Origin of the sequence: Pseudomonas paeninsulae (assembly GCF_035621475.1) — a bacterium.
GTDB lineage: Bacteria > Pseudomonadota > Gammaproteobacteria > Pseudomonadales > Pseudomonadaceae > Aquipseudomonas > Aquipseudomonas paeninsulae.
On the sequence record NZ_CP141799.1, the window covers coordinates 4,754,878 to 4,780,830 of the forward strand.

General features: G+C 57.0%; 20 protein-coding genes and 3 pseudogenes. 17 read left to right on the forward strand and 6 right to left on the reverse strand.

The genetic code is table 11. From position 1 onward, the window contains the following. Positions 1-12: 12 nt before the first annotated feature. Positions 13-930, forward strand: a complete 918-nt coding sequence (locus VCJ09_RS21915) for a hypothetical protein (RefSeq protein ID WP_324732128.1) — start codon at positions 13-15, stop codon at positions 928-930. Positions 931-1,119: 189 nt separating this feature from the next. Here VCJ09_RS21915 and VCJ09_RS21920 read toward each other — a convergent pair whose 3' ends face one another. The 4 genes from VCJ09_RS21920 to cysD form a co-directional block, all read right to left on the reverse strand. Further along, positions 1,120-2,064, reverse strand: a complete 945-nt coding sequence (locus tag VCJ09_RS21920) for an IS1595 family transposase (protein WP_324732129.1) — start codon at positions 2,062-2,064, stop codon at positions 1,120-1,122. Positions 2,065-2,152: 88 nt separating this feature from the next. After that, entirely contained in the window at positions 2,153-3,355 is a 1,203-nt protein-coding gene (locus VCJ09_RS21925; protein WP_324732130.1) for a hypothetical protein, read from the reverse strand. A gap of 192 nt (positions 3,356-3,547) precedes the next feature. After that, complete coding sequence (cysN, locus tag VCJ09_RS21930) at positions 3,548-5,449, reverse strand: sulfate adenylyltransferase subunit CysN (protein WP_324732131.1); 1,902 nt, start codon at positions 5,447-5,449, stop codon at positions 3,548-3,550. After that, complete coding sequence (gene cysD, locus VCJ09_RS21935) at positions 5,449-6,891, reverse strand: sulfate adenylyltransferase subunit CysD (RefSeq protein ID WP_324732132.1); 1,443 nt, start codon at positions 6,889-6,891, stop codon at positions 5,449-5,451. The genes cysN and cysD overlap by 1 nt, the downstream gene beginning before the upstream one ends. A gap of 150 nt (positions 6,892-7,041) precedes the next feature. On the opposite strand from cysD, the gene VCJ09_RS21940 reads away from it, so the two are divergent. The 4 genes and pseudogenes from VCJ09_RS21940 to VCJ09_RS21955 all read left to right on the forward strand — a co-directional run bounded on the left by VCJ09_RS21940 (position 7,042) and on the right by VCJ09_RS21955 (position 10,752). After that, positions 7,042-7,818, forward strand: coding sequence for a sulfite exporter TauE/SafE family protein (locus VCJ09_RS21940; RefSeq protein WP_324732133.1), 777 nt, complete (start codon positions 7,042-7,044; stop codon positions 7,816-7,818). A gap of 213 nt (positions 7,819-8,031) precedes the next feature. Next, positions 8,032-9,078: an acyltransferase family protein gene (locus VCJ09_RS21945; RefSeq protein ID WP_324732134.1), complete on the forward strand. Its 1,047-nt coding sequence runs from the start codon at positions 8,032-8,034 to the stop codon at positions 9,076-9,078. A 95-nt stretch (positions 9,079-9,173) separates the two neighbouring features. Continuing rightward, positions 9,174-9,485, forward strand: a pseudogene (locus VCJ09_RS21950) (transposase); the annotation flags it as partial. Between the two features lie 178 nt (positions 9,486-9,663). Further along, the gene (locus VCJ09_RS21955; RefSeq protein ID WP_324732135.1) at positions 9,664-10,752 is read left to right on the forward strand and encodes an acyltransferase family protein; all 1,089 of its coding nucleotides are present in this window, start codon (positions 9,664-9,666) and stop codon (positions 10,750-10,752) included. A 94-nt stretch (positions 10,753-10,846) separates the two neighbouring features. Here VCJ09_RS21955 and tnpC read toward each other — a convergent pair. After that, a pseudogene (tnpC, locus tag VCJ09_RS21960) lies at positions 10,847-11,699 on the reverse strand (IS66 family transposase); the annotation flags it as partial. An 18-nt stretch (positions 11,700-11,717) separates the two neighbouring features. Next, on the reverse strand, positions 11,718-12,077 hold the full coding sequence (gene tnpB, locus VCJ09_RS21965) for an IS66 family insertion sequence element accessory protein TnpB (RefSeq protein WP_324732136.1): 360 nt from the start codon (positions 12,075-12,077) through the stop codon (positions 11,718-11,720). A gap of 4 nt (positions 12,078-12,081) precedes the next feature. Here tnpB and VCJ09_RS21970 point away from each other — a divergent pair. The 12 genes and pseudogenes from VCJ09_RS21970 to VCJ09_RS22025 form a co-directional block, all read left to right on the forward strand. Further along, a pseudogene (locus VCJ09_RS21970) lies at positions 12,082-12,546 on the forward strand (GDP-mannose 4,6-dehydratase); the annotation flags it as partial. A 13-nt stretch (positions 12,547-12,559) separates the two neighbouring features. Continuing rightward, the gene (gene rfbA / locus VCJ09_RS21975) at positions 12,560-13,432 is read left to right on the forward strand and encodes a glucose-1-phosphate thymidylyltransferase RfbA (RefSeq protein WP_324732137.1); all 873 of its coding nucleotides are present in this window, start codon (positions 12,560-12,562) and stop codon (positions 13,430-13,432) included. Continuing rightward, the gene (gene rfbC, locus VCJ09_RS21980) at positions 13,429-13,974 is read left to right on the forward strand and encodes a dTDP-4-dehydrorhamnose 3,5-epimerase (protein ID WP_324732138.1); all 546 of its coding nucleotides are present in this window, start codon (positions 13,429-13,431) and stop codon (positions 13,972-13,974) included. Before rfbA ends, rfbC begins: the two co-directional genes overlap by 4 nt. After that, on the forward strand, positions 13,971-14,849 hold the full coding sequence (gene rfbD / locus VCJ09_RS21985; RefSeq protein WP_324732139.1) for a dTDP-4-dehydrorhamnose reductase: 879 nt from the start codon (positions 13,971-13,973) through the stop codon (positions 14,847-14,849). The genes rfbC and rfbD overlap by 4 nt, the downstream gene beginning before the upstream one ends. Positions 14,850-15,237: 388 nt before the next feature. Beyond that, entirely contained in the window at positions 15,238-17,052 is a 1,815-nt protein-coding gene (locus VCJ09_RS21990) for a sensor histidine kinase (RefSeq protein ID WP_324732140.1), read from the forward strand. Further along, on the forward strand, positions 17,049-18,446 hold the full coding sequence (locus tag VCJ09_RS21995) for a sigma-54-dependent transcriptional regulator (RefSeq protein WP_324732141.1): 1,398 nt from the start codon (positions 17,049-17,051) through the stop codon (positions 18,444-18,446). The genes VCJ09_RS21990 and VCJ09_RS21995 overlap by 4 nt, the downstream gene beginning before the upstream one ends. Positions 18,447-18,785: 339 nt before the next feature. Beyond that, positions 18,786-19,775 (forward strand): C4-dicarboxylate TRAP substrate-binding protein DctP, encoded by a 990-nt coding sequence (gene dctP / locus VCJ09_RS22000; RefSeq protein WP_324732142.1) that lies wholly within the window; start codon positions 18,786-18,788, stop codon positions 19,773-19,775. Positions 19,776-19,908: 133 nt separating this feature from the next. Then, positions 19,909-20,541, forward strand: coding sequence for a TRAP transporter small permease (locus VCJ09_RS22005; RefSeq protein WP_324732143.1), 633 nt, complete (start codon positions 19,909-19,911; stop codon positions 20,539-20,541). After that, on the forward strand, positions 20,538-21,821 hold the full coding sequence (gene dctM, locus VCJ09_RS22010) for a C4-dicarboxylate TRAP transporter large permease protein DctM (RefSeq protein ID WP_324732144.1): 1,284 nt from the start codon (positions 20,538-20,540) through the stop codon (positions 21,819-21,821). The genes VCJ09_RS22005 and dctM overlap by 4 nt, the downstream gene beginning before the upstream one ends. Positions 21,822-22,139: 318 nt before the next feature. Further along, entirely contained in the window at positions 22,140-23,567 is a 1,428-nt protein-coding gene (arcD, locus tag VCJ09_RS22015; protein WP_324732145.1) for an arginine-ornithine antiporter, read from the forward strand. A 16-nt stretch (positions 23,568-23,583) separates the two neighbouring features. Beyond that, the gene (gene arcA, locus VCJ09_RS22020; protein ID WP_324732146.1) at positions 23,584-24,834 is read left to right on the forward strand and encodes an arginine deiminase; all 1,251 of its coding nucleotides are present in this window, start codon (positions 23,584-23,586) and stop codon (positions 24,832-24,834) included. A 94-nt stretch (positions 24,835-24,928) separates the two neighbouring features. Beyond that, the gene (locus VCJ09_RS22025) at positions 24,929-25,939 is read left to right on the forward strand and encodes an ornithine carbamoyltransferase (protein ID WP_324732147.1); all 1,011 of its coding nucleotides are present in this window, start codon (positions 24,929-24,931) and stop codon (positions 25,937-25,939) included. The last annotated feature ends 14 nt before the right edge of the window (positions 25,940-25,953 follow it).

Genomic DNA, 25,953 nt, shown 5'->3' on the forward strand with positions numbered 1-25,953 from the left:
ATGAGGTGTATTGTGAGTAAAGAGTTAGTGAATAAAGGTATTTCAATAATTGGCGCTCATGATGAAAGAAAAATACCCGTAGTGGTCGTAGGTGCCGCCCGTGGTGGTACCTCTATGGTGGCTGGGGCTCTAGCAAAGCTCGGGGTGTTCATGGGTGACCAAGCGAGCCCTCCTGTTTTTGAGGATGTGCGGTTGTCAGAAAAATTTGAATCTAAAGATTATATTGAGGCTGGTAATATAGTAAGTGAATACTCCAGTAATCATGAGTGTTGGGGATGGAAGCGACCGTCTTCGATTGATTATCTGTCTGATGTGGAGCGTGTTTTTGAGCGTGTGAGATATGTTTTTATATACAAAGATGTTTTTTCTATTTCTCAGCGAAACGCGATTTCAATGCGAAGTGAAATACTTCCAGGAATGCAGCGCGCTTTAAATCAGTATGCGGGCACCTTGGTTTTTTTAAGCGAAACCAGCGCCCCAGCAATGTTATTATCTTATGATAAAGTGCTTGCGGACCCTGTTAATTTTGTCAATTCACTAGTTGCGTTTTGTAGGCTAATCCCGTCGGCTAATCAAATAAAATCTGCTGTGGACTTTGTCAGGCCAGATCCGCAAGATTACCTTGAGGCTTCTAGGATAACTAAAGCGCAGGGTTGGGTCGATAAAATATCAAATCGTTCAATATATGGTTGGGCTCGTTATGTGCATAGCGAGGCTCCTGCTGTTGTTGAGTTTTTTTTGAATGATGTAAGTATTGGGAAGATTATTGCTGATATGCCTCGCGCAGACCTGTTGACTAAATTTAAAAAACCATGTGCATTCGTTTATGAAATTACAGATGCGCTAGACTTTAAAAGGGGTGATGTGGTGCGCGCTAGAGTCCTGCATGAGGTGAGGGACCTAAACAACTCGCCGCTGATAATTGAGTAAGTCTTGTCGGGGGGTGGGTTGCGAGAGTTCATTCAAAAATATGGCAAGGCGCGCTACAGTCCCCGTTATTAAAGCACGGGGACTTTATCAGTCTGTGTGAGAACTCTCTGACCAAGCGCTGACAATTAATAGGTACCCAGGCTAAGTGAGAGCCGTTTGTCATTCCGGGAAGGCCAAAAAAGTTCCTGATTACGCATAAACCTCAGCCAGCTTGAGGAGTCGGTAAGGCATAGGCGGTGTTCTCAGTGCGGCATAGCTGAACCGCTCTATCATGGCACCAAGGTCGAAGCGCCGGTTGAAGCGGTACTCGAACTCGGCCAGATAGCGCGGAGCATGCTTGAGATCGAACGCATGAAAAGTCCCGGTCAGGGCGTTCTTGACGTTGCCCAGCAGGGTGTTGACCCACTTGAAGGTCGGATGCTGGGCACTGGCCCGACCACTCCCTGTCACGATGGAAAAATGCTGGCACTCCCGCGCATCGAAAGCCCGGAAACACGCAAGACCGTCGCTGAATACGGTACTTCCAGGCGCCACCGACTGTTGCGCGTAACTCCCGATCGCCTTGAGCGTGAAGGCCCGTACACGGCGTAGCTGCAGATATTGAGGGTGGCCTTCTGCGCTGGTCTGCACCGCCGCGATGAAGGGAACCTTGTTCTCCGAGCCGCGACCGCGCTTTCCCGGCCGCTCACCACCCAGATAGGCATCATCGACTTCAATGCGACCACTGAGCACCGTGTTCCGTTCGCGCTCGAACATCACCTGCATGATCTTGTGCTTGAGCTGCCAGGCCGTGTTGTAGCTCACGCCCAGTTCACGCGAGAGCTGCAAGGCCGACAAGCTGTTCTTGCGTTGAGTCAGCAGGTAGATCGCCAGGAGCCAGGTGGTCAGAGGGAGCTTGGTACTGTCAAAAATCGTCCGCGCGGTCAGCGAGGCCTGATGATGGCAGCGGTTGCACTGATACAGCCGCCGTGCCAATTGGCAGCAGGCGCCCTGATGGCCACACTCGGGGCAGATGAAGCCGGCTGGCCAACGTAGCTTGAAGAGCGCTTCGCGACACTGCTCCTCGGTTGCGTAGTGCTTAAGGAAGTTAGTGAGCGAAAGACCGGGCTGGAATTGAACCTGATTGCGGGCCATGGGACACCTACTGCTGGTTATTCATACAGTTAACCGTAGCAGGGGATTCCAATGAAGCAACTGAGCTTGGTACGTAATCAGGAAAAAGTTATACATCATACAGAGAAGACACATAGTTATAAGCCGTGAAACGATCTTCCTTAGCGCCAAAACTTTTAAAATGCTTAACTGGATCGGCGCCGGCTGCCAATACATCTCGATTCAGCAATAAATAATGAATCGGATCAAAGGCTTCCTTGGTGGGTTTCAGTTTGCTCGTATGCTCTACGAGTGCTTCTTCAAATTTGCTAAGTTTATTTATTTCCTCGAGCGCCATCAGCAGTAAAGTTTCTCTTTGAGGCGTCTTCTTCGCTTTGTTTTCCTGGTATAAATTTTTGTTTTGTAAAGTACCAGCCTCGAACGGAGGCGTTGTCCTTGCTAGAGTATTCCCTATCATTGTTTTGCACGTCGCCGAGCTTAATGTGTATTCGCTTGCGGAAAGGGTGATATTGAATGCCTGAAAAAGTCTATCTGGGTCAGGGGTTTCTCTATGGCTAAGCGTTTCTGGTTGTGCATAAATCCAGCGGTCACTAATGCTGGTCGATAGTTTGTCGTTTTTGAAAACGCTATTGATGGCGCGCAGCAAGTCTAATTCGCTTTCGGTTAATGAGCGATTAACGACAGAGTTATTAAATTGTTTTTCGAGCGCTACATCTTCGCCAATAATTTCTAGTAGAGTGACTAATAAATTACAGTTGTTGTAATTTATTACCTGCACATGAGCGTATTCAGAAATTAGTCCAAAATTGGAGAATTGAGTGATTAGCCTTTCGCTAAACTTCAAAAAATAAATATCATCATACGGCGTTGACAGGCTATGACGTTTAATTTCCTGATGGTATTTTGATTGGCAAAGTTCGGCCAGTGGGCGTGTGCAAACAATTATTCCAACTTCTTTTGTGTGTCCTAGCAGAAGCTGAATAAGGCATTTAAATCTATCAGGTTCGGCGTCGCTAAAATGCTCGCTTGATATTAGGAGCGAAGACTTTGTCTTGTCAGACTCGTCAATTAAGCTTTTCACTAAACGGTTAATGGCTTCCTCTGAGCATAAAGGGACTTGTTCTTTTAGTAGCTGAAAAGCAATGGCTTCGCCATTGCCTGATTGTATCCGTGTAAATTCGTTGTTTTCATTTAGTACGGGATAGGCAGTATGTGCGAGTTCCTCGTTTCGAGAAAGTACGTCTAAGCAGTTTTGCAGGTAACTAGTTCCAGTCTTATGAAGTCCGGCGTGTATAAATATCTTGTTGAACATATGAGTTTTAGTCCGAAAAATTGCTCATTATAACTCCAGAGGTATTCTAATCGTCTAAGTGCGTCGTATTGCTTCGCCGTCTGATCGAGTCGCTGTATTGTAATTTATTATTAGGCGCGGGGTTCGCCTTTAGGCTATTGAAACATCTTCTGAAAGATTTGCTTGTTGTACTGATCTCCCCACCATCGCCTACTATAATATATTCTCGATCTTGTTCAGGATTTTAGTCACGGCAGTATTCGGCTCGCCGTATGCGGTATTAATCTCGAAGTCTGCTGCAACAGGTGACTCATATGAGCTGCCAACCCCAGATAGGTTCGGCAGCTGCCCAGCGCGAGCTTTTTTGTAGAGCCCTTTCACATCCCGCTGCTCACAGACTTCCAGAGATGTACTGACGTATATTTCAAGGAAGTTGTCTTCCCCTATGAGTTCTCGCGCCATTTGCCGCTCTCGCCTGAACGGTGAAATAAATGCGGTCATCACAATTATACCGGCATCCATCATTAGCTTGGCCACTTCGGCAATGCGTCGAATATTTTCCACACGATCCGCATCGGTAAAGCCGAGGTCTTTGTTCAGGCCTTGACGCACGTTATCGCCATCCAGGATGTAGGTTCGATAGCCGCGGTTGTGCAGTTCTACTTCCAGTGCGTTGGCGATTGTTGACTTGCCAGAACCCGACAGACCTGTGAACCAGATCACTTTGCCCTTGTGGGCGTTGAGCTTTTCTCGGTCCACGCGGGTGATGGCGAGCGCCTGTTTGTGCACGTTTTGCGCGCGGCGCAGGCTGTGGTTGATCATCCCTGCGGCAACCGTGGCATTGCTTATGCGGTCGACCAGAATGAAACTGCCGAGTGATTTTGCGTGTTGATAACTGTCAAAAGCCAAGGGTTTACTGATGGCTAAGGTGCAGATGCTGATGTCATTCAGGCTTAGTTGTGTACTGGCCTCGTGGTTAAGGTTGTTGATGTTGATTCTGTGCTTGATGTTAGTAACCGATGCTGTTGCCCACTGTGCGGCGAGCTTGATGTCGTAACTGCGGCCGATCAGCCCGGCTTCTTCATTCATCCACACCAGTGTTGCTTCAAACTGGTCGGTGGTTTCCAGTGGGCGCTGGCTTGAGGAGAAAATGTCGCCGCGAGATGCATCAATTTCTGTGTCGAGCCTTAGGGTGATGGCGTCGCCACATGCGGCCATTTGCTGTGGGCCGTCCATGCTAACAATCTCCGCGACTGTGGCGGTGTGCCCTGATTGGGTAACCCGAATTTCGTCGCCAACCCTCAGTTGACCTTCACTCAAGTAACCACTAAAGCCACGGAACGAGGCGTTGGGGCGGTTTACCCACTGCACATGGAACACCAAACGATCCGATTTTTGGGTGGTCACTTCGACTGTTTGCAGGTAGCCCATTAATGTCGGCCCCTTGTACCAGGGGGTATTGGCCGAGCGCTCGGTGATGTTGTCGCCCTTGAGTGCGCTCAGGGGCATAGGTGTAATGCTGGCGAAGCCGAGCGTTTGCGCGAAGTCTTCAAAAGACTGGCAGATCTGGTTGAAAATGCTGGCATCAAAACTGACTAGATCCATCTTGTTGACGGCTAACGCCACATGGCGGATGCCCATCAGCGAAACAAGGTAGGCGTGGCGCCGGGTTTGGGTCAGAACGCCTTGCCGGGCATCGACCAGGATGACAGCCATGTCTGCCGTCGAGGTGCCGGTGACCATGTTTCGCGTGTACTGTTCATGACCGGGCGTATCGGCAACGATGAACTTGCGTTTGCTGGTCGAGAAGAAGCGATAGGCCACATCGATGGTGATGCCTTGTTCGCGCTCCGCGGACAAGCCATCGACGAGCAAGGCAAAGTCAATGTCAGGACCTTGGGTGCCATACTTTTTCGATTCGTTTTTTAGTGCTGCCAACTGGTCGTTAGTCAGTTGTTGGGCGTCCCAGAGCAGACGTCCAATCAAGGTGCTTTTTCCATCATCGACGCTGCCGCAGGTTATGAAACGCAGCAGGTCTTGATTTTTTTGCTGTTCAAGGTAGGCCTCAACCGACGAAGGCTTACTGGCGGCTGTTGTTTGTGCTTTATGTGTCATCAGAAATAGCCCTCCTGTTTTTTCTTTTCCATGCTGGCAGAGCTGTCACTGTCTATGGCGCGTCCTTGTCTCTCGGAGCTATTGGAGCTGAGCAGTTCCAGCAGGATGTCGGCCACGGTGACGGCATTCGACTCTACTGCGCCGGTCAAGGGGTAACAGCCAAGGGTGCGAAAGCGGATGTTTCTGGCTTCAATCTGCTCGCCTGGCAATAGGCTCATGCGTGCGTCATCAATCATAAGCGTCATGCCGTTACGCACTACGACAGGCCTCTCCTTGGCAAAGTACAGCGGTACCAGCGGGATGTTTTCCTGGTAGATGTATTGCCAGATATCGAGCTCTGTCCAATTGGATAGCGGAAATACGCGAATGCTATCGCCCTGGTTTTTGCGCGCGTTGTAGATATTCCACAACTCGGGTCGCTGCTGTTTCGGATTCCAGTGATGGCTCTGGGTGCGGAACGAAAAGATACGTTCCTTTGCACGCGACTTTTCTTCATCCCTGCGTGCGCCGCCGAACACGACGTCGAATTTGTATTTATCCAGCGCTTGCTTGAGCCCTTCGGTCTTGGTGATATCGGTGTGCAGCGCCGAGCCATGATCGAAGGGGTTGATATCTTTGCTAATGGCTTCTGGGTTGATGTGTACCAACAGGTCCATGCCGCTTTCGCGTGCCATGAGGTCGCGAAACAAATACATCTCTTTAAACTTCCAGCGCGTGTCCACATGCAGCAGTGGGAAGGGGGGCAACGAAGGGTAAAAGGCCTTGCGCGCTAGGTGCAGCATCACCGCGCTGTCTTTACCCATGGAGTAAAGCATGGCGGGGTTTTCGGCCTCAGCCACCGCCTCACGAATAATCTGCAAGCTTTCAGCTTCAAGGCGCTTGAGGTGTGGCGTGCGAACCGTTGATGCATTGACCGCGCCGCAGCGTCTTGTTTCATCTAGTACGGCCGAATAACTCAACAGCCCCAGTTCGACATTGGCGGGTGCGCTGACGTGCCTGCAAGCAACAACCAGTCGACCGCAGGGAAAGATTACAACGGGCTTGGCGATATGTTCTTGCAGGCGTTGCAGTGCGCTCGCGAACTGTTTCGCGTCTACATCACTGGTACCAAGCGGCAACCAGTAGCGCGCGCCCCTGGCGTCGTTGGCATGCAAAAACTCTTCTCCGCTAGAGGTGCGGTGCAGCTGAACAAAGAGCACTAATTTACGTTTTGCGCGTGCTTTTTCAATCTCCCACGCCAGGACCGATGGCGTTGGCTGACGCCCTAGCTCATCGCACAGGTGTTCCGCTGTTAGCTCGGGAGGAAGGAGTTGCAGCTCGTGCAGTCGCCGTTCGGCTGTGCGCTTGGTATCGGCTTGATTGAGTTGATTGAGATGGAGAAATGCCAGCTGCGTATCCCACACCACGGGAGCATCCAATCCTAGAAGATCAGGGTTTAACATGAACAGCCTTCCTTGTCGCAATGCGTAATTTATTTTGATTTGCTCTGTAAAAAATTATTTTCTCAATCGAGCTTGAATATTTTTGACATTAAATCACAATCTGCGACATATTTTCCCTGGAAAGCTTCCACATGACAACTCTGTATCAACATGATTGATGGTGCCTACACATTGGCAGGTGCCCTGACGGGGTTTGTTGTTGGCCTTACCGGCGTAGGAGGTGGGGCCCTGATGATGCCGATTCTGTTGCTGCTGGGTGTGCCTGCGACGACGGCAATTGCCACCGACTTATGGTTTGCCGCCCTCACCAAGGCAGTGGCTGCCAGCATTCACAATGGTTCGGCTCAAATAGATTGGGTTGTCGTTAAACGCCTGTGGTTGGGTAGTCTGCCGATGGCGCTATTGGTCGTCGTGTTGGTTAGTTTCGGTGCCAAAGTACAGAAAGTTGGCTGGTTGACCGAAGCGATAGGCGCCGTCGTTCTGATTACGGCACTGGGTATGCTGCTCGCCCCTGCGTTGAGATTGCTCGCGAGAGAGCGTCGCCTAGGTAATCCAGGTCACTTCAAGGCATTGCAGCCTGCTTTAACCGTGCTCAGCGGTTTGGTGCTTGGCCTTTGCGTGGCTTTAACATCGGTTGGTGCTGGTGCGCTGGGGAGTGTGATTCTTCTGTACTTGTATCCACTGCGGATGACACCGCATCGTCTGGTCGCAACAGACATCATGCATGCCATACCTCTGGCATTGGTTGCCGGGCTGGGTTACCTGTTTGCCGGCATGGTTGACGGCCATATGTTATTGAGTCTGCTCGTGGGTTCAATTCCGGCTGTCGTGGTTGGAAGCCTAATGAGTAGACGGCTCAACGGCCGCTGGATACAAGTGTTGCTGGCTTTTGTTTTGCTCTCTGCTGGCATAAAAATGCTTATTTGACGGGGTGTTTAAGCTTTATGCGTACTCACTCGCCCCCTATTACTTGGTCCTCGGGGGAGAGTGCCGATCAGGCTAGGTGCTTAGTGACTGCCATTTTTCGTGAATAATGTCAGTCGTTTGTGGTAGATTTACCTGCAAATAACAGCCTGTTATTTTTGGATTTGCTGCGCTGGGACAGCCCTTGGGCTGGCCAGGCCTCACGGTAGAGTTCTTATGAATGGTGTGCAGGCGCTCCGCTTCATAGCGGCCATGATGGTTGTTATCTACCACGTGTCGTTACATTACACTGCGCGCAAAGGCGAGCTGGACGTGACTTTTTTAAAGTACTTCCTGTATTCGGGTGTTGATATATTTTTCGTGATATCCGGCCTTGTGATATGGGAGAGCACCAATAATAATACGACCGCAAAAGAGTTTTTCTTAAAAAGAACATGGAGGATCTATTCCGGATACCTTCCAGCGCTTGCCATTTGCGGTCTTTTAATTGCGATTTCGTCAAGCGACAAGGCAAAATCAGCAATAAGTGTATTACCTTCTATTCTACTTTTGCCAATACCACCTCAAGAGCGCATGCTTGATGTTTCATGGACTCTTACCTATGAGCTGATTTTCTATATAGCAATGGCAGCTTGCCTACTATTCAAGCGCAGAAGTACCGTGATCGCACTACTACTGGCAGGCGGGATTTATGGTGTTATATCTTCATTGGCTGGCGCAAAGCAGGCGAATTTCGCTGCAGGCTACCTGACAAGTCCCCTTCTTTTTGAGTTTGCTATTGGCTGCTTTATCTCTTTTATTTTGAGTAAGTACAAAACCAAATCTCCTAAAGTGTACGTAGCGGCAGGATTTTCACTGATACTTATGGCTGGGATAGCTGCATTTAAACTCAAATATTTACCCGGCGGGAAAATTGGAGAGGCTGCAAGAGTGATTGCCTTCGGAGTACCTGCGGCTCTAATCGTTTACGGTTGTGCCTGTCTGCGCGCGCAAGGCACCATCGCTGACTCCCTTAAAAGGCTAGGAGATGCCAGCTACGCAATCTATCTTCTGCATATGCCTGTACTTGTATTTACATGGCACGCGCTCCCCGTCGCGGCAAACGTTTGGTTTTTCTTCAAGAACCTAGAGATCGGAGCGATATTCATAGTTGTGACCACCGTACTACTGAGCCTTGCCTACTACAAATTCATAGAAAGACCACTAATTAAAGCCCCGTTCATTTCGCATAAAAAGACCGAACCTACAGTGGTGACGCAGTAGTGCGACTGGGCGCCTATAGCGATATAGGCGCTCAGTTCAAACTGGTCAATCTCCCGCTTCGATTATCAGCGTAACCGTAGATGCGGCCACTGGGGGGGGGGCAGAAACGACCGAAACACGAGGGCTGTAAGGTTATTTTGTCGATTTCGGCGCGTCCCAGCAACTACAAAAAACACGGCAAGGAAAGTGTCATTGGCCGAGTGAAGCGCAAGATTGAATATACCAAGTCGCAGGTGCGCGCCAAAGTCGAACATCCGTTCCGAGTGCTTAAGCGCAAGCTTGGCTACACCAAGGTGCGCTTTCGTGGCTTGGCGAAATGCACGGCCCAGCAGGTCACGCTGTTTGCGTTATCGAACCTGTGGATGGTGCGGCAAAAGCTACTAACCGCAGGAGAGGTACGCCTGTAATGCCGGGAATGCAACCGGCGAAACGCCTTTCAAGGGCAAATGAATGAATATGAAGGCGAAAAATGGCCATATTTCGGGTTGAGCAGCAGTTTCTTTAAAATCGAAAAAAACGGCTGAAAAAATCTGGGCTAATTTAGACCTTCCTTAAGTGCTGCAACTACACACAAGGGATTCAGCTTTGAGCAAATCAAGGAACACTCAAATTGATGCCATGCGAGGACTGGCAGCAATTGCCGTGGCTATTTACCACCTAAAACTTATTGCTGTTGGGGGACCGCTTCAAGTCCCGTGGTGGATGGATAAAATAACCTCCTTAGGCGGCACTGGTGTGGCCCTGTTTTTTGTCCTGTCGGCATATCTATTGACCAAAATTACTGCCAATACAAATATTGATTCACGCTGGGTTGCCGGATTTTTAGTTAAGCGATGGTTCAGAATAGCTCCAATGTTTTTCTTTTCATTCTTTGCCTGGGTGCTTTATAGATCCTTTTTTGGAGGAAATCTATTTCCATCAGACACCAGTATGATCTGGACATTCTCGCTTATGTTCAACTTCTCGCCCACTCACGCCCACACATCAATATTTGCGGGGTGGACCGTAGGCGTAGAATTTCTTTTCTACCTGATATTTCCGGCCTTATTTATTCTGCTGAAGACAAAAAGTCATATAACCTTAGCAATAGTTTTTTCATTAATAATAAAGTCACTTGCAGAAGGGTTCATACAGAAGTCTGGGCTTTCGCAGGGGGTAAAGCAGCAATACATGATGATAAATTTTTTCAGTCATCTGCCTGTATTCCTTATCGGAATGCTCATTGCAAAAATAAATACAAGCAACATTCCAAGAAGCGCTCACCACTATATTTTTGCGATAAGCATTTTAATTTTCTATGCAAACCTCACAGGAAACCTCAATGTTGTTTTTGACTACAGAACATGGAATGCAATAGCGTCTGCCCTGGCTCTATACGCTGCAACTCTAATGAAAGAAAATTTAACAACCAAGATTCTTGCGCCTCTCGGAACTATCAGCTTCTCAATTTACCTGCTTCACGGCCCAATATTCAAATCCATGGGTTCTACATTCATTGAAATATACAGTATTGGAATCGGATCTTTCTTTAGTTTTCTTATTTCATGCTCGGTCGGACTGTTAGCCGTAGCGTTAGCATCCAAGGTTACTTATGAGCTAATAGAAAAACCGTTCATGAAAATAGGCAGAAAGTTATGCGTTATTATCGAGAACAAAAAACCTCCAATAATCTAACATACCAAACATAGATCCAAAAAATAGGCGCTCCCAGCCGGCCTCCTGAAAACAGCCTTTGTCCTGGCGGACGCGGTTTATGGAGCGCTTACGGCCTGTCTGGCGGGCCGCCGGCTTGTACCCACATCCAGGATTGGCTGCTCGGGGGGGGGCCGGGGGGGGGTGCGCCCCGGTTCTTTGAGCACCTGCACGCGGGTCTCGTCGCAGTGCAGCACCGGGTAGTCCAGTAGCTTGTCGCGCATCAGGTTGAGCAGCGGCTGAAGGTGTTCGCTGCACTGGATCACCCAGCGCGCCAGGGTCTGGCGGGGGATGTCGATGCCGTGGCGGCTGAGGATCTTCTCGAAACGATACAGCGGGGTGCCGTCGGCGTATTTGGTGGTCAGCAGCATCGCCAGCACGCTGGGGCTGGCCATGCTTTTTTCGATCAGTTGTGCCGGCTTGTCAGCAGTGATCGGGGCGGCTTCGCAGTCCTTGCAGGCGTAGGTCTTGCGGATGTGTTTGATCACCCGGATTTGCATCGGGATGATTTCCAGCTGTTCGCTGGTTTCTTCGCCGATGGCCTGCTTGCGGCAACCGCAGGCGCAAGTCAGCTCATGCTCGGACAGCTCGTGGACGACTTCGACGCGCGGCAGCTCCGCCGGCAGCGGCTTGCGCTTGCCACGACGCTTGGTCGGCGCAACGACTTCTTCCTCGACCTCATCGTCAACAGCTTCAGGCGCTTACCTTCGGCCAGGCTTTCGGCCTCGTTGAAGATCTCCAGCTGCGGCGAGTCGGGGTCGATGGTCTGCTCGGATTTGCGGCCGAACAGACGCTGAATCAGCAGCGCGTTTTGTTCTTGAAGCTGGACGATTTTTCCCTGATCCAGCTGCCGCGCACCGACCATCTGCACATGCGTACTGCTTGAGCAAAACAGGATCGTCGGGAAGGGTTTCTGGCATGGAAATCATGCCGTGGATTATACCGGCTTAGGTCACGAAACGTGGCGTCAGTACCTTGTGAGGTTGGTTGCCCCAAAGGTCGACTCCCTCCAGTAGACGGTTCAACTCGCGCACAGTCAGCTCAATGGCTTCGTCACCCGCATCTGGCTTGGTCTTGAACCGTTCGGCTTCCAGGCGCTTGAGCCACAGACAGAAGCCGTTGCGATGCCAGTACAGAATTTTCACTTGGTTGCGCGTGCGATTGAGGAAGACGAACAACACCGGGTCGAACACCGCGACCTTGATATCCAGCTCGACCAGGGCCGCCAGGCCATTGATGGATTTACGGAAATCGACCGGTCTGGGGTAGAGGTATACGGCTTTGACCTTGGGGTCGGGGCGCATCATGGGCGTGATTCTCAATGCGCTGGATGGTAAACCGCTGCCGGTGTACGGCAATGGCCAGCAGGTGCGCGACTGGTTGTATGTCGAGGATCATGCCCGCGCCCTGTTTAAGGTGGTGACCGCAGGCAAGGTCGGCGAGACCTACAATATCGGCGGACACAACGAGCAGACCAACCTGCATGTGGTGCAGAGTATTTGCACCCTGCTCGATGAGCTGGCGCCGCGCCGGGACGCCGGACCGCAGCAAGGCGGCGCCTATGCCGAGCTGATAAGCTTTGTCGCGGATCGTCCCGGCCATGACCTGCGCTACGCCATCGATGCCAGCAAGATCGAACGCGAGCTGGGCTGGACGCCGCAAGAGACCTTCGCCAGCGGCTTGCGCAAGACCGTGCACTGGTATCTGGACAACCTCGACTGGTGCCGCCGCGTACAGGACGGTAGCTATCAACGCGAACGCCTCGGCGCGCTATAAAGGAACGCACCCCATGAAAGGAATAATTCTCGCTGGCGGCTCTGGCTCGCGCCTGCACCCAATCACCCTGGGTATTTCCAAGCAGCTGCTACCGATCTACGACAAGCCGATGATCTACTACCCGATCTCGGTGCTGATGCTCACCGGCATCCGCGAGATCCTGATCATCTCCACCCCCGAGGATCTCCCCAACTTCCAGAAGGTGCTTGGCGACGGTAGCCAGTTCGGCGTGCACTTCAGTTATGCCGAGCAGCCCTCGCCGGATGGCCTGGCCCAGGCCTTTCTGATTGGCGAAGCGTTTATCGGCGACGATTCGGTGTGCCTGATCCTCGGCGACAACATCTTCCACGGCCAGCACTTCGGCGACCAACTGGCGCGGGCTGCGGCTCAACCCTCAGGCGCCAGCGTATTCGGCTACTGGGTGAAAGACCCCGAGCGCTTCGGCGTGGTCGAGTTCGACGCCAACGGTCGAGCCCTTTCCATCGAAGAGAAGCCCCTACAACCGAAGTCCAGCTACGCGGTCACCGGCCTGTATTTCTACGACAACGCCGTGATCGAGATCGCCAAGGCGGTCAAGCCGTCGGCGCGCGGCGAGCTGGAGATCACCGACGTCAACAACGCCTACCTCGAGCGCGGCGAGTTGCGCGTCGAACGCTTCGGCCGCGGCTTCGCCTGGCTCGATACCGGCACCCACGACAGCCTGCTGGAGGCCTCACAGTACGTGCAGACCATCGAGCATCGCCAGGGCCTAAAGGTGGCCTGCCTGGAGGAAGTCGCCTTCCACAATGGCTGGATCGATCGCGCACAATTGCTCAAGCAAGCCCAGGCCTTCGGCAAGACCGGCTATGGCCAATACCTGTTCAAACTGGCGGAGGAGCACGCATGAAGGTCATCGCAACCGATCTACCGGAGGTGTTGATCCTCGAGCCTAAGGTGTTTGGCGACGAGCGCGGCTTCTTCTACGAGAGCTTCAACGCCCGCGCCTTCACCGAGGCCACCGGCCTGCAGCGCGAATTCGTCCAGGACAACCACTCGCGCTCGCAGCGCGGCGTGCTGCGCGGCCTGCATTACCAACTGCAGCAAGCTCAGGGCAAGTTGGTGCGGGTGACTGCCGGCGAGGTGTACGACGTGGCCGTGGATATCCGCCGCGGCTCGCCGAACTTCGGCCGTTGGGTCGGCGTGCACCTGTCCGCCGACAACAAACGCCACCTGTGGGTGCCGGAGGGCTTCGCCCATGGTTTCCTGGTGCTCAGCGAATTCGCCGAATTCCTCTACAAGACCACCGACTACTACGCCCCGGCCCATGAACGCTGCATCCGCTGGGATGATCCGAGCCTGGCCATCGACTGGCCGCTGAGCGAAGCCCCGCAACTGTCGGCCAAGGACCAGACCGGTTTCAGCCTGGCCGCTGCGGAGCTGTTTCCATGAAGATTCTGCTGCTCGGCCAACAGGGCCAAGTCAGTCGCGAATTGCAGCTGAGCCTGCACGATCAAGGGGAATTGATCGTGCGCGGTCGCGATCAACTCGACCTCGCTGATCCTGCGCAGATTCGCCAGCAAGTGCGCGGATTGCGCCCCGACTTGATCGTCAACGCCGCCGCCTACACGGCGGTCGACCAGGCCGAAAACGAGCCCGAACTGGCCTTCGCGATCAACGCCACGGCGCCCGAGGTGCTGGCCGAGGAAGCCGCCAGCCTAAGCGTGCCGCTGATCCACTACTCCACCGACTACGTGTTTGACGGCCGTAAGCCGGCGCCTTATGTCGAGGACGACACGCCCAACCCGCTCGGTGTCTATGGCCAGAGCAAGCTGGCCGGCGAGCGGGCGATTCAGGCCGTCGCTGGCGCCCACCTGATTCTGCGTACCAGCTGGGTCTACTCGCTGCACGGGCGCAACTTTCTGCTGACCATGCAACGCCTGCTGCAAGAACGCGACGAGCTCAAAGTCGTGGCCGATCAAATTGGCGCGCCCACCTGGGCCGGTAGCATTGCCAGTACCACCGCCCAGTTGATCGAGCATTGGCGCAGCGGCCAAAACGGGCCCTGGGGCGTTTATCACCTGACCGCCCAGGGCGAAATCTCCTGGTTCGGCTTTGCCAGCGCGATCGCCGAGCAACTGCGCACGCAAGGCAAGCCCACCGCGACCCTGCAGCCCATCCCCACCAGCGCCTACCCGACCCCGGCGCAGCGCCCGCTCAACTCGCGCCTCGACTGCAGTCGCCTGCAACGCGACTGGCAGGTCCAGCTGGTGGACTGGCACAGTAGCCTGCTCGAGTGCCTGCACAACCCGGCACATCGCTGCTAGTGTCACGACAGGGTTCAACTGTCGCAAACCTGTAGGAGCACGCCATGCGTGCGAATCGCCGGCATGGCCGGCTCCTACAAGCCGATGGCTAACGACGCAGGGACTCCACGACCAATGATCTGTGGCGCGACACTGGCCTGAACAAGCGCCAGCGCAATCCGGGAGATCCCCCCGGATCGCACCGCGTCCCGCGGTTTATCCAGGCCTACACCTGTGCTTCGACAGGCTGACGAGCCAGCGCCAGCAGAAGCCTCACCGGGGTGCCGGATCATGGTGGGTTGGCAGGGCACCATAGTGGGCTGAATTCCTCCTACCCACGAGCCACTGGCACAGCCCTTGCTAATGCTCGAAGATGCATAATTCCTGCGACACCCGGGCACCTGACTCCATGACTGCAACCATCCGCACTCCCAAACGTCTCCGCTGGCGCAGCCTGGTGTTGCTTGCCTTGCTCCTGACCCCGCTACTCTGGCCGCTGCAACAACTGGCCGAGCGTTATTACAGCGGCGTGCTGAACGAGCAGAACCGTCAGACCCTTGACCTGTATGTCGCCAACCTGCTCGGCACTCTGAACCGCTATGAGGTGCTGCCGCCGATCCTCGGGCAACTGCCGGCCCTGCGCCAGCTGTTGCAGCACAGCGCCGACGGGCAATTGCGCGACCAGACCAACCATTTGCTGGCCGGCCTGCAGCAACAGACCGGGGCCGACGTGATCTACCTGATGGCTCCCGACGGCCAGACCCTGGCGGCCTCCAACTGGGATCAAGAGGACAGCTTCGTCGAGCGCAACTTCTCCTACCGCCCCTATTTTCGCGACGCCATGCAAGGCCGTCCCGGTCGCTTCTTCGGCCTCGGCACCACGTCTGGCAAGCGTGGCTACTTCTTCGCCGCGGCGGTACGCGAGGGCTCGCAGATTCTTGGCGTGCTGGTGGTCAAGGTCGACCTCGATCACACCGAAACCCTGTGGGGCAATCGCCCAGAGCAGTTGCTGGTCACCGACAACTACGGCGTGGTGATCCTCACCTCGCAGGCCGACTGGCGCTTCCATGCCACCCGCGAGCTGGACAACGCCGAACGCGCCGCGATTACCGCCACCCAGCCTTACCGCATCCAGTCGCCGCCGCCCCTGAGGCTCGACCCAGGGGCCTGGCTACGTCAGGGCCGCGATCTCGACGAGATCGGCTGGACCGTGAGCATTCTGGCGCCGCGCCTGCTGCTCGATCGTCCTGTGCGTAGCGCTGTCGCCATCGGTGGCGCGGCGTTGCTGGTACTTATCCTGCTACTTGGTCTGCTGATGCAACGCCGCCGGCATTACCTCGAACGCATCGCTCTGGATGCCCGTGCCCGCCAGGAGCTTGAGCAGCGCGTGCAGGAACGCACCCAGGATCTGGAGCTGCTCAACAGCCGCCTGAAACAGGAAGTGCTGGAGCGCGAACACGCCCAACAGGAACTGGTGCGCGCCCAGGATGAACTGGTGCAGGCCGGCAAGCTGTCGGCCCTGGGCACCATGAGCGCGAGCATCAGCCATGAGCTCAATCAGCCGCTGGCGGCGATTCGCAGCTATGCCGACAACGCCGGCGTGCTGCTCGACCACCAGCGCAGCGAAGACGCGCGCGCCAACCTCAAGCTGATCAGCCAGATGACCGAGCGCATGGCCTCGATCATTTCCCACCTGCGCGCCTTCGCCCGCCGTGACCGCCACGCCCCGGAAAGCGTGGCCCTGCAGCCAGCCCTCGACGACGCCCTGGCGCTGCTGGCCAAGCGCCGTCGGGCCATGCAGGTCGAACTGATCCGCGATTTGCCGGAGGCCACCCTGTGGGTCCAGGCTGGCGAAACCCGCCTGCGCCAGGTGCTCGGGAACCTGCTGGCCAACGCCCTCGACGCCCTGGGCGAAAAAGCGCCACCACGGCGCATCTGGCTCAGCACCGAACGCCATGCCACTGGCATCGACCTGCACCTGCGCGATAACGGCCCGGGCTTCAGCGCCGAAGCCCTGCAACGCGCCCGCGAACCCTTCTTCACCACCAAGACCAGCGCCCAGGGCCTGGGCCTGGGCCTGGCGATTTGCGATACCCTGATACGCGCCCTCGGCGGTGAACTACTGCTGGCCAATCACCCCGACGGCGGCGCCCTGCTGACCCTGCGCCTGCGCGCCGCCGAACACGGCGTTAGAACCCAGTCGCCCGAGGACTATTACCTATGACCACCCTCGACCCACGCACTCAAGTGCTGTTGATCGACGACGACCCGCACCTGCGCCAGGCCTTGAGTCAGACCCTCGACCTGGCTGGGCTGCAAGTCGTCAGCCTGGCCGACGCCCGCGGCGTCGCTGCGCGCATCGCGCGCGACTGGGCCGGTGTGGTGGTCAGCGATATTCGCATGCCGGGCATCGATGGCATGCAACTGCTCGAACAGTTGCACGAGCAGGACCCGGACCTGCCGGTGCTGTTGATCACCGGCCATGGCGATGTACCGCTGGCGGTGCAGGCGATGCGCGCCGGCGCCTATGACTTTCTCGAGAAACCCTTCGCCAGCGCAGACCTGCTCGATAGCGTACGCCGCGCCCTCGCCCTGCGCCGCCTGGTGCTGGATAACCGCTGCCTGCGCCTGGCCCTGGCCGACCGCCAGCAGTTGAGCGCGCGCCTGGTCGGCCAGTCGCCGGCCATGGCGCGCCTGCGCGAGCAGATCGGTGCCCTGGCCAACATCAGCGCCGATGTATTGATCCTCGGTGAGACGGGTGCCGGCAAGGAAGTCGTCGCTCGCGCCCTGCACGACCTGTCCAATCGCCGCGACGGCCCCTTCGTGGCGATCAACGCCGGCGCCCTGGCCGAGTCGGTGGTGGAAAGCGAACTGTTCGGCCACGAACCCGGCGCCTTTACCGGTGCGCAAAAACGCCGTATCGGCAAGTTCGAGTTCGCCAACGGCGGCACCCTGTTCCTCGATGAAATCGAGAGCATGAGCCTGGAAGTCCAGGTCAAGCTGCTGCGCCTGCTGCAGGAACGGGTGGTCGAACGCCTGGGCGGCAACCAGTTGATCCCCCTGGATATCCGCGTGATCGCCGCGACCAAGGAAGACCTGCGCCAGGCCGCCGACCAGGGCCGTTTCCGCGCCGACCTGTATTACCGCCTGAACGTCGCGCCGTTGCGCATCCCGCCCCTGCGCGAACGTGGCGAAGATGCCCTGCTGCTGTTCCAACACTTCGCCGATGGCGCCAGCACCCGCCACGGCCTGGCCGTGCGCGAACTGCAACCGGGGCAACGCGCCATGCTCCTGCGTCACCCCTGGCCGGGCAATGTGCGCGAACTGCAGAATGCCGCCGAGCGCTTCGCCCTCGGTCTCGACCTGGGTCTGGATCTCGGCCTGGAGCTGAACCTGGACAACCCGCAGAACGGCGTGCCGCCCAGCGGTAACCTCAGCGAGCAGGTGGAGGCCTTCGAGCGCGCCATGATCGCCGCCGAGCTGAGTCGTGCCCATGGTTCGCTGCGCAGCCTGGCCGAAGCCCTCGGTGTGCCGCGCAAGACCCTGCACGACAAATTACGCAAGCATGGCCTGAGCGTCAGCGACACTGGCGGAAGCTCGCCAGATGACTTCGACTGACTGGCGGATTCCCGCCATCTCCGCCCACCCCAGCGCGCCATAATCTGCAGCAGCGGCGTGCCGAACCGCTGGCGGGAACCTCTCTGCTCCCCGCACAAGCCAGTTCCCGCAAGGTGCCAGCGCCTTCTGCCAAGGATTATCCGCGACTGTATGGCGCGCCGATCAACAGTCTGGCATGGCGGTTGCTCTAGTACCTGCAGGCGATCCAACAAGCACAAGTCCAGGCAATCGCTGCCCAGCGTCCGTCGTTTTCCGGCAGGCCGCCTAGACTTATTCTTGTTCGCCCGCTCTACAGCGCTACGGCGCATACCGAAGCACAAAAACAAGAGGAAGCATTTCATGTTCAAACTGACTGCCAAGGCGCTGGCTTGCGCCCTGTCGCTGAGCATCGCCGGTATGGCCCAAGCGGCCGATCCGATTGTGATCAAATTCTCCCACGTGGTCGCCGAGCACACGCCGAAAGGCCAGGGTGCCGCGCTGTTCAAGAAGCTCGCCGAAGAGCGCCTGGGCGACAAGGTCAAGGTCGAGGTCTACCCGAACTCCTCGCTGTTCGGCGATGGCAAGGAAATGGAAGCGCTGTTGCTCGGTGACGTGCAACTGATCGCCCCGTCCCTGGCCAAGTTCGAGCAATACACCAAGCAGATCCAGGTATTCGACCTGCCGTTCCTGTTCCAGGACATGGCCGCCGTCGACCGCTTCCAGCAAAGCCCGGAAGGTCAGGCACTGCTGAAATCCATGGAAGACAAGAACATCACCGGCCTGGGTTACTGGCACAACGGCCTCAAGCAGCTGTCGGCCAACAAGGCGCTGCGTGAGCCCAAAGATGCCCGTGGCCTGAAGTTCCGCGTACAGGCGTCCGCCGTACTCGAAGAGCAATTCAAGGCCGTGCGCGCCAACCCGCGCAAGATGAGCTTCGCCGAGGTCTACCAAGGCCTGCAGACTGGCGTGGTCAACGGTGCCGAGAACCCCTACTCGAACATCTACAGCCAGAAGATGCATGAAGTGCAGAAGTACATCACCGAGTCCAACCACGGTGTCCTCGACTACATGCTGATCACCAACACCAAGTTCTGGAACGGCCTGCCGGCAGACGTCCGCACTGAGCTGGACAAGATCATCGTGGAGGTGACGGCCGAAGTGAACAAGCAAGCAGGCGCGCTGAACGAAGGTGACAAGCAACGCATCCTCGATGCCAAGACCAGCGAAATCATCAACCTGACCCCGGAGCAACGCGGCATGTGGCGCGACGCCATGAAGCCGGTGTGGGCCAAGTTCGAAGGCGAGATCGGTGCCGACCTGATCAAGGCCGCCGACGCCGCCAACCAGTAGAAGGGTGGGTTTAGCCACAAAGTGGCGTAACCCACCGGCAGCGGCGGCTGCTCGTCCCGCTGTCGGGCTATTGCGCCAGGTACTGCCGTAGATGCAGTCCTGGCCCCCCTTCTCTCCACTGGAGATGCTATCGATGAACGCCTTGCGACGCGCGTATGATCACTTCGAGGAAGGCTTTATCGCCTTTCTCCTGGCGCTCATGACGCTTGTGACATTCGTCTACGTGATCCTCAACAACCTCTACACCCTGTTCTACAACTGGGGCGATCGCTGGGAAGGCGCCAGCGACCAGCTCTTCGCCATCGGCGACTTCATTCTCGGGCTGGCCCAGGACATGACCTGGAGCATCTCTCTGACCAAGGCACTGTTCGCCTGGTTGATCTTCTTCGGCCTGGCCTATGGCGTGCGCACTGCCGGGCATATCGGCGTCGACGCGCTGGTCAAACTGGCCAGCAAGCCAGTGCAACGGATTATCGGTCTGATCGCCTGCCTGTGCTGCCTGGGCTATGCGGGGCTGATCGCGGTAGCCAGCTTCGACTGGATGCACACGTTGTTTACCGCCAACATTGGCGCCGAGGACCTCGGTCACTACGGCATCAAGCAATGGCATATCACCCTGATCGTGCCGTTCGGCTACGCCATGGTGTTTATTCGATTCCTGGAAATCTTCGTGCGTATTCTGCGCCACCAGCAGACCGGTCTCGGCCTGGCCGATGAAGCCGCCGAAGCCATGAAGTTGACCGAGCACGAGGAACCCAAGCAATGACCATTCTGTTCCTCTTCATTCTGCTGTTCGTGCTGATGTTCATTGGCGTGCCGGTTGCCGCGTCCCTCGGCCTGGCTGGCTCGGTGACCATCATGCTGTTCAGCCCTGATTCGGTGCGTTCGCTGGCGATCAAGTTGTTCGAGACCAGCGAGCACTACACCCTGCTGGCGATTCCGTTCTTCCTGCTGTCCGGCGCCTTCATGACCACTGGCGGCGTGGCCCAGCGCCTGATCGATTTCGCCAACGCCTGCGTCGGCCATATCCGTGGCGGCCTGGCCATCTCCGCGGTGATGGCCTGCATGCTGTTTGCCGCCTTGTCCGGCTCCTCGCCAGCCACCGTGGCCGCCGTCGGCTCGATTGCCATCGCCGGCATGGTCCGCTCCGGTTACCCGCAGGCATTCGGCGCCGGCATCGTCTGCAACGCCGGCACCCTGGGCATCCTGATTCCGCCGTCGATCGTCATGGTGGTGTATGCCGCCGCGACCGAGCAATCGGTCGGCAAGCTGTTCATGGCCGGTGTGATCCCGGGCCTGATGCTGGGTGTGGCATTGATGGTGGCAATCTACATTGTCGCGCGCAAGATGGACCTGCCCTCTCTGCCGCGCGCCAGCCTGCGCCAACTGCTGACCACCGCACGCAAGGCGATCTGGGGCCTGCTGCTGATGGTGATCATCCTCGGCGGTATCTATTCCGGCATGTTCACCCCGACCGAAGCGGCTGCGGTGGCGGCGGTCTACGCCGGTTTCGTCGCCCTATTCGTGTACAAGGACATGACGGTGAGCGAGTGCCCCAAGGTGCTCCTGGAGTCCGGCAAGCTGACCATCATGCTGATGTTCATCATCGCCAACGCCATGCTCTTCGCCCACGTACTGACCACCGAGCAGATCCCCCAGACCATCACCGCGATTGTGATCGAGATGGGCCTGCAGCCTTGGCAATTCCTGCTGGTGGTGAACATCGTGTTGCTGGTGGCCGGTGCCTTCATGGAACCCTCGGCGATCATCCTGATCCTCGCGCCAATCCTGTTCCCTATCGCCGTGCAGCTGGGCATCGACCCGATCCACCTGGGCATCATCATGGTGGTGAACATGGAGATCGGCCTGATCACCCCGCCGGTGGGCCTCAACCTGTTCGTCACCTCGGCGGTGACCGGCATGCCGCTGACCGCGGTGATCAAGGCCGCCTGGCCGTGGTTGATGCTGCTGCTGGGCTTCCTGATGATCATCACCTATGTGCCGGCCGTGTCCATGGCCCTGCCAAACTGGCTGGGAATGAACTGACCGCGCTCTATTGAAGTACTCCGTGTACCTTCTGCCCGGCCTCAGTGCCGGGCTTTTTTTGGGCGCGATTCCGGTCACAGGCTGCGCGCGGGTAGTCTTTTCGTAGCAGCGGATTTATCCGCGAAAATCGTCTAACCACAGACAATATTTGCTGTTGAAGCCGCCACAGACGGCGATCGGATTCAACACCGCTCCGGGACAGCGTCCAGACAACTCCGGCCAGCACCTGACAATCATTCCTATCCTTGACCCAAGTCAGCACCGCCTGAGACCCGACATGGGTAAATGGCGATTGCCATACCCTCAAGGAGAGTCACCATGCCCCAGGCTTCCACAAAACTCCGTCTGGCCGCACTGATAGCACTGGTGGTCGGTTCGATGATCGGCGGGGGAATCTTTTCGCTGCCGCAAAACATGGCGACCAGCGCCAGCGCTGGGGCCATCCTGATCGGCTGGGCCATCACCGCCGTGGGCATGCTGACCCTGGCCTTCGTGTTCCAGAGCCTGGCCGTGCGCAAACCGGAGTTGGATGCCGGGGTCTACGCCTACGCCAAGGCCGGCTTTGGCGACTACATGGGCTTCTCCTCGGCCTGGGGCTACTGGATCAGCGCCTGGATCGGCAACGTCAGCTACTTCGTCCTGCTGTTCAGCACCCTCGGCTACTTCTTCCCGGTCTTTGGTGAAGGCAATACCTTGCCCGCCATCATCGGCGCCTCGCTGCTGCTCTGGGCCGTGCATTTTCTGGTGCTGCGCGGCATCCACGAGGCGGCGTTCATCAACCTGGTGACCACTGTTGCCAAGATCGTGCCGTTGCTGCTGTTTGTCGTCATCACCGCCATTGCCTTCAAGCTCGAGGTGTTCACCGCCGATTTCTGGGGACGCGGCAACCTGGAGCTGGGCAGCGTGATGGACCAGGTGCGCAACATGATGCTGGTCACCGTCTGGGTGTTTATCGGCATCGAAGGGGCCAGCGTTTATTCGGCCCGCGCCGAGAACCGCGCGGATATCGGCAAGGCCACGGTGATCGGTTTCGTCGGTGTCTTGCTGCTGTTGGTGATGGTCAACGTGTTGTCCATGGGCATCCTCAGCCAGGCCGAACTGGCCGGATTGAAGAACCCCTCCATGGCTGGCGTGCTGCAACAGGTGGTCGGCCCCTGGGGCGCGGCGCTGATTGGCATCGGCCTGATCGTCTCGCTGCTCGGCGCCCTGCTGTCCTGGACCCTGCTGTGTGCGGAGATCCTGTTCGTCGGCGCAGGCGATCACACCATGCCCAACTTCCTGAAAAAGGAAAACGCCCAGCACGCGCCGGTCAACGCGCTGTGGCTGTCCAACGGCCTGATTCAGCTGTTTCTGATCATCACCCTGTTCAACGACGCCACCTACCTCAAGCTGCTGTACTTGGCCACGTCGATGATCCTGCTGCCGTATTTCTGGTCCGCCGCCTATGCGGTGCTGCTGGCGGTACGCGGTGAGACCTACGCGGGCCAGCCCGGTACGCGCCGCAAGGATCTGCTGATCGGCCTGATCGCGGTGATCTACGCGGTGTGGCTGGTGTATGCCGGCGGTGTGCAGTACGTCCTGCTGTCGGCGCTGCTCTATGCGCCGGGCGCGCTGTTCTTCGCCAAAGCCAAGCGTGAACAGGGCCAAGCTGTTTTCACCCGCGTGGAGCAGCTGATCTTCCTGGCCGTATTGATCGGTGCAGGCATTGCCGCCTATGGCCTCTATGCCGGCTTCCTCAGCCTCTAACAGAAGGATTTATGACATGAGTAATGGAAAACTTGGAGTGCATTCCGAAGCCGGCAAATTGCGCAAGGTGCTGGTCTGCTCCCCCGGCCTGGCCCATCAACGCCTGACCCCGAGCAACTGCGACGAGCTGCTGTTCGACGACGTGATCTGGGTCAATCAGGCCAAGCGCGACCACTTCGACTTCGTCACCAAGATGCGTGAACGCAATATCGAAGTGATCGAGATGCACAACCTGCTCACCGAGGTGGTGCAAAACCCCGACGCCCTGAAGTGGATTCTCGACCGCAAGACCTCGGTTAACCAGGTGGGCCTCGGCCTGCACGACGAACTGCGCAGCTGGCTGGAAGGCCAGGCGCCGCGCAAGCTGGCCGAGTACCTGATCGGTGGCGTTGCCGGCGTCGACCTGCTCACCGGCGGTGGCAGCGAACTGGCCAAGATGTTCAGCGAGTTTCTCGGCGCCTCCAGCTTTATCCTGCCGCCGCTACCGAACACCCAGTTCACCCGGGACAACAGTTGCTGGATATACGGCGGCGTGGTGTTGAGCCCGATGTACTGGTCAGCGCGGCGCCAGGAAACCCTGCTGATGACGGCGATTTACAAGTTTCACCCGGACTTTCTCAATGCCGATTTCCAGTTCTGGTATGGCGACCCGGATCTCGACCACGGTGCTGCCACCCTCGAGGGCGGCGACGTGATGCCGATCGGCAACGGCGTAGTCTTGCTCGGCATGGGCGAGCGCACCTCGCACCAGGCCATCGGTCAGTTGGCGCAATCGCTGTTCAAGGCCGGCGCGGTGCAACGGGTGATAGTCGCCGGCCTGCCAAAGTCGCGGGCGGCCATGCACCTGGATACCGTGTTCAGCTTCTGCGACCGTGACCTGGTGACCATCTTCCCATCGGTGGTCGAACAGATCGTCGCCTTCAGCATTCGCCCGGATGAAAGCCGCCCCGGCGGTATGGATATCCGCCGTGAAGCAAAACCGTTCCTCGAGGTGGTGGCCGAATCGCTCAACCTGAAGAAGCTCCGCGTGGTGCAAACCGGCGGCGACAGCTACGAGGCCGAACGCGAGCAATGGGACGACGGCAACAATGTAGTCGCCATCGAGCCCGGCGTGGTGATCGGCTACGACCGCAACACCTACACCAACACCTTGCTGCGCAAGGCCGGGGTGGAAGTCATCACCATCGACGCCAGCGAACTGGGTCGCGGCCGCGGCGGCGGCCATTGCATGACCTGCCCGATTATTCGCGACCCGATCGATTACTGAGTAACCCGCAGCGGCCCTTACCCGAGCCGCGACAATCCCGACGCTGATCCAGCGCCGGGGTTAAAACCGTTAATTTCTCAAGAGGAAATTCGTCATGGCGTTCAACCTGCACAACCGTAGCCTGCTGAGCTTGATGCATCACAGCGCCCGCGAACTGCAGTATCTGTTGGATCTGTCCCGCGACCTGAAGCGCGCCACCTACACCGGCACCGAGCAGCAGCACCTCAAGGGCAAGAACATCGCGTTGATCTTCGAGAAGAGCTCGACCCGTACCCGCTGCGCCTTCGAGGTCGCGGCCCATGACCAGGGCGCCCATGTCACCTATATAGAGCCGAGCTCCTCGCAGATCGGCCACAAGGAGAGCATGAAGGACACCGCCCGCGTGCTGGGACGCATGTTCGACGCCATCGAATACCGCGGTTTCGGCCAGGAGATAGTCGATGAGCTGGCCAAGTACGCCGGCGTGCCGGTGTTCAATGGCCTGACGGCGGAATTCCACCCGACCCAGATGATTGCCGACGTGCTGACCATGCGCGAGCACAGCGACAAACCGCTGCATGAGATCAGCTACGCCTACCTCGGCGATGCCCGCTACAACATGGGCAACTCGCTGCTGATGATCGGCGCCAAGTTGGGCATGGACGTACGCATCGGTGCGCCCAAGGATCTCTGGCCGACGCCCGAGTTTATCGCCCAATGTCAGGCCTTCGCCGCCGAGAGTGGCGCGCGCCTGAACCTCACCGAAGACCCCGAGGAAGCAGTCCAGGGCGTCGATTTCATCCACACCGATGTCTGGGTCTCCATGGGCGAACCCGCCGCGGTATGGGACCAGCGCATCGCCCAATTGCTGCCCTACCAGGTGAATGCGCAGATGATGAAAGCCTCGGGCAATCCCCGGGTGAAATTCATGCATTGCCTGCCGGCCTTTCATAACAGCGAGACCGAAGTGGGTAAGGAGTTGGCCGAACGTTACCCGCACCTGGCAAACGGCGTGGAGGTCACCGAAGAGGTGTTCGAGTCGCCGGCCAACATCGCCTTCGAGCAGGCGGAAAATCGCATGCACACGATCAAGGCGATTCTGGTATCGGCGTTGGCTGATATCTGACGGATCACCCCGCC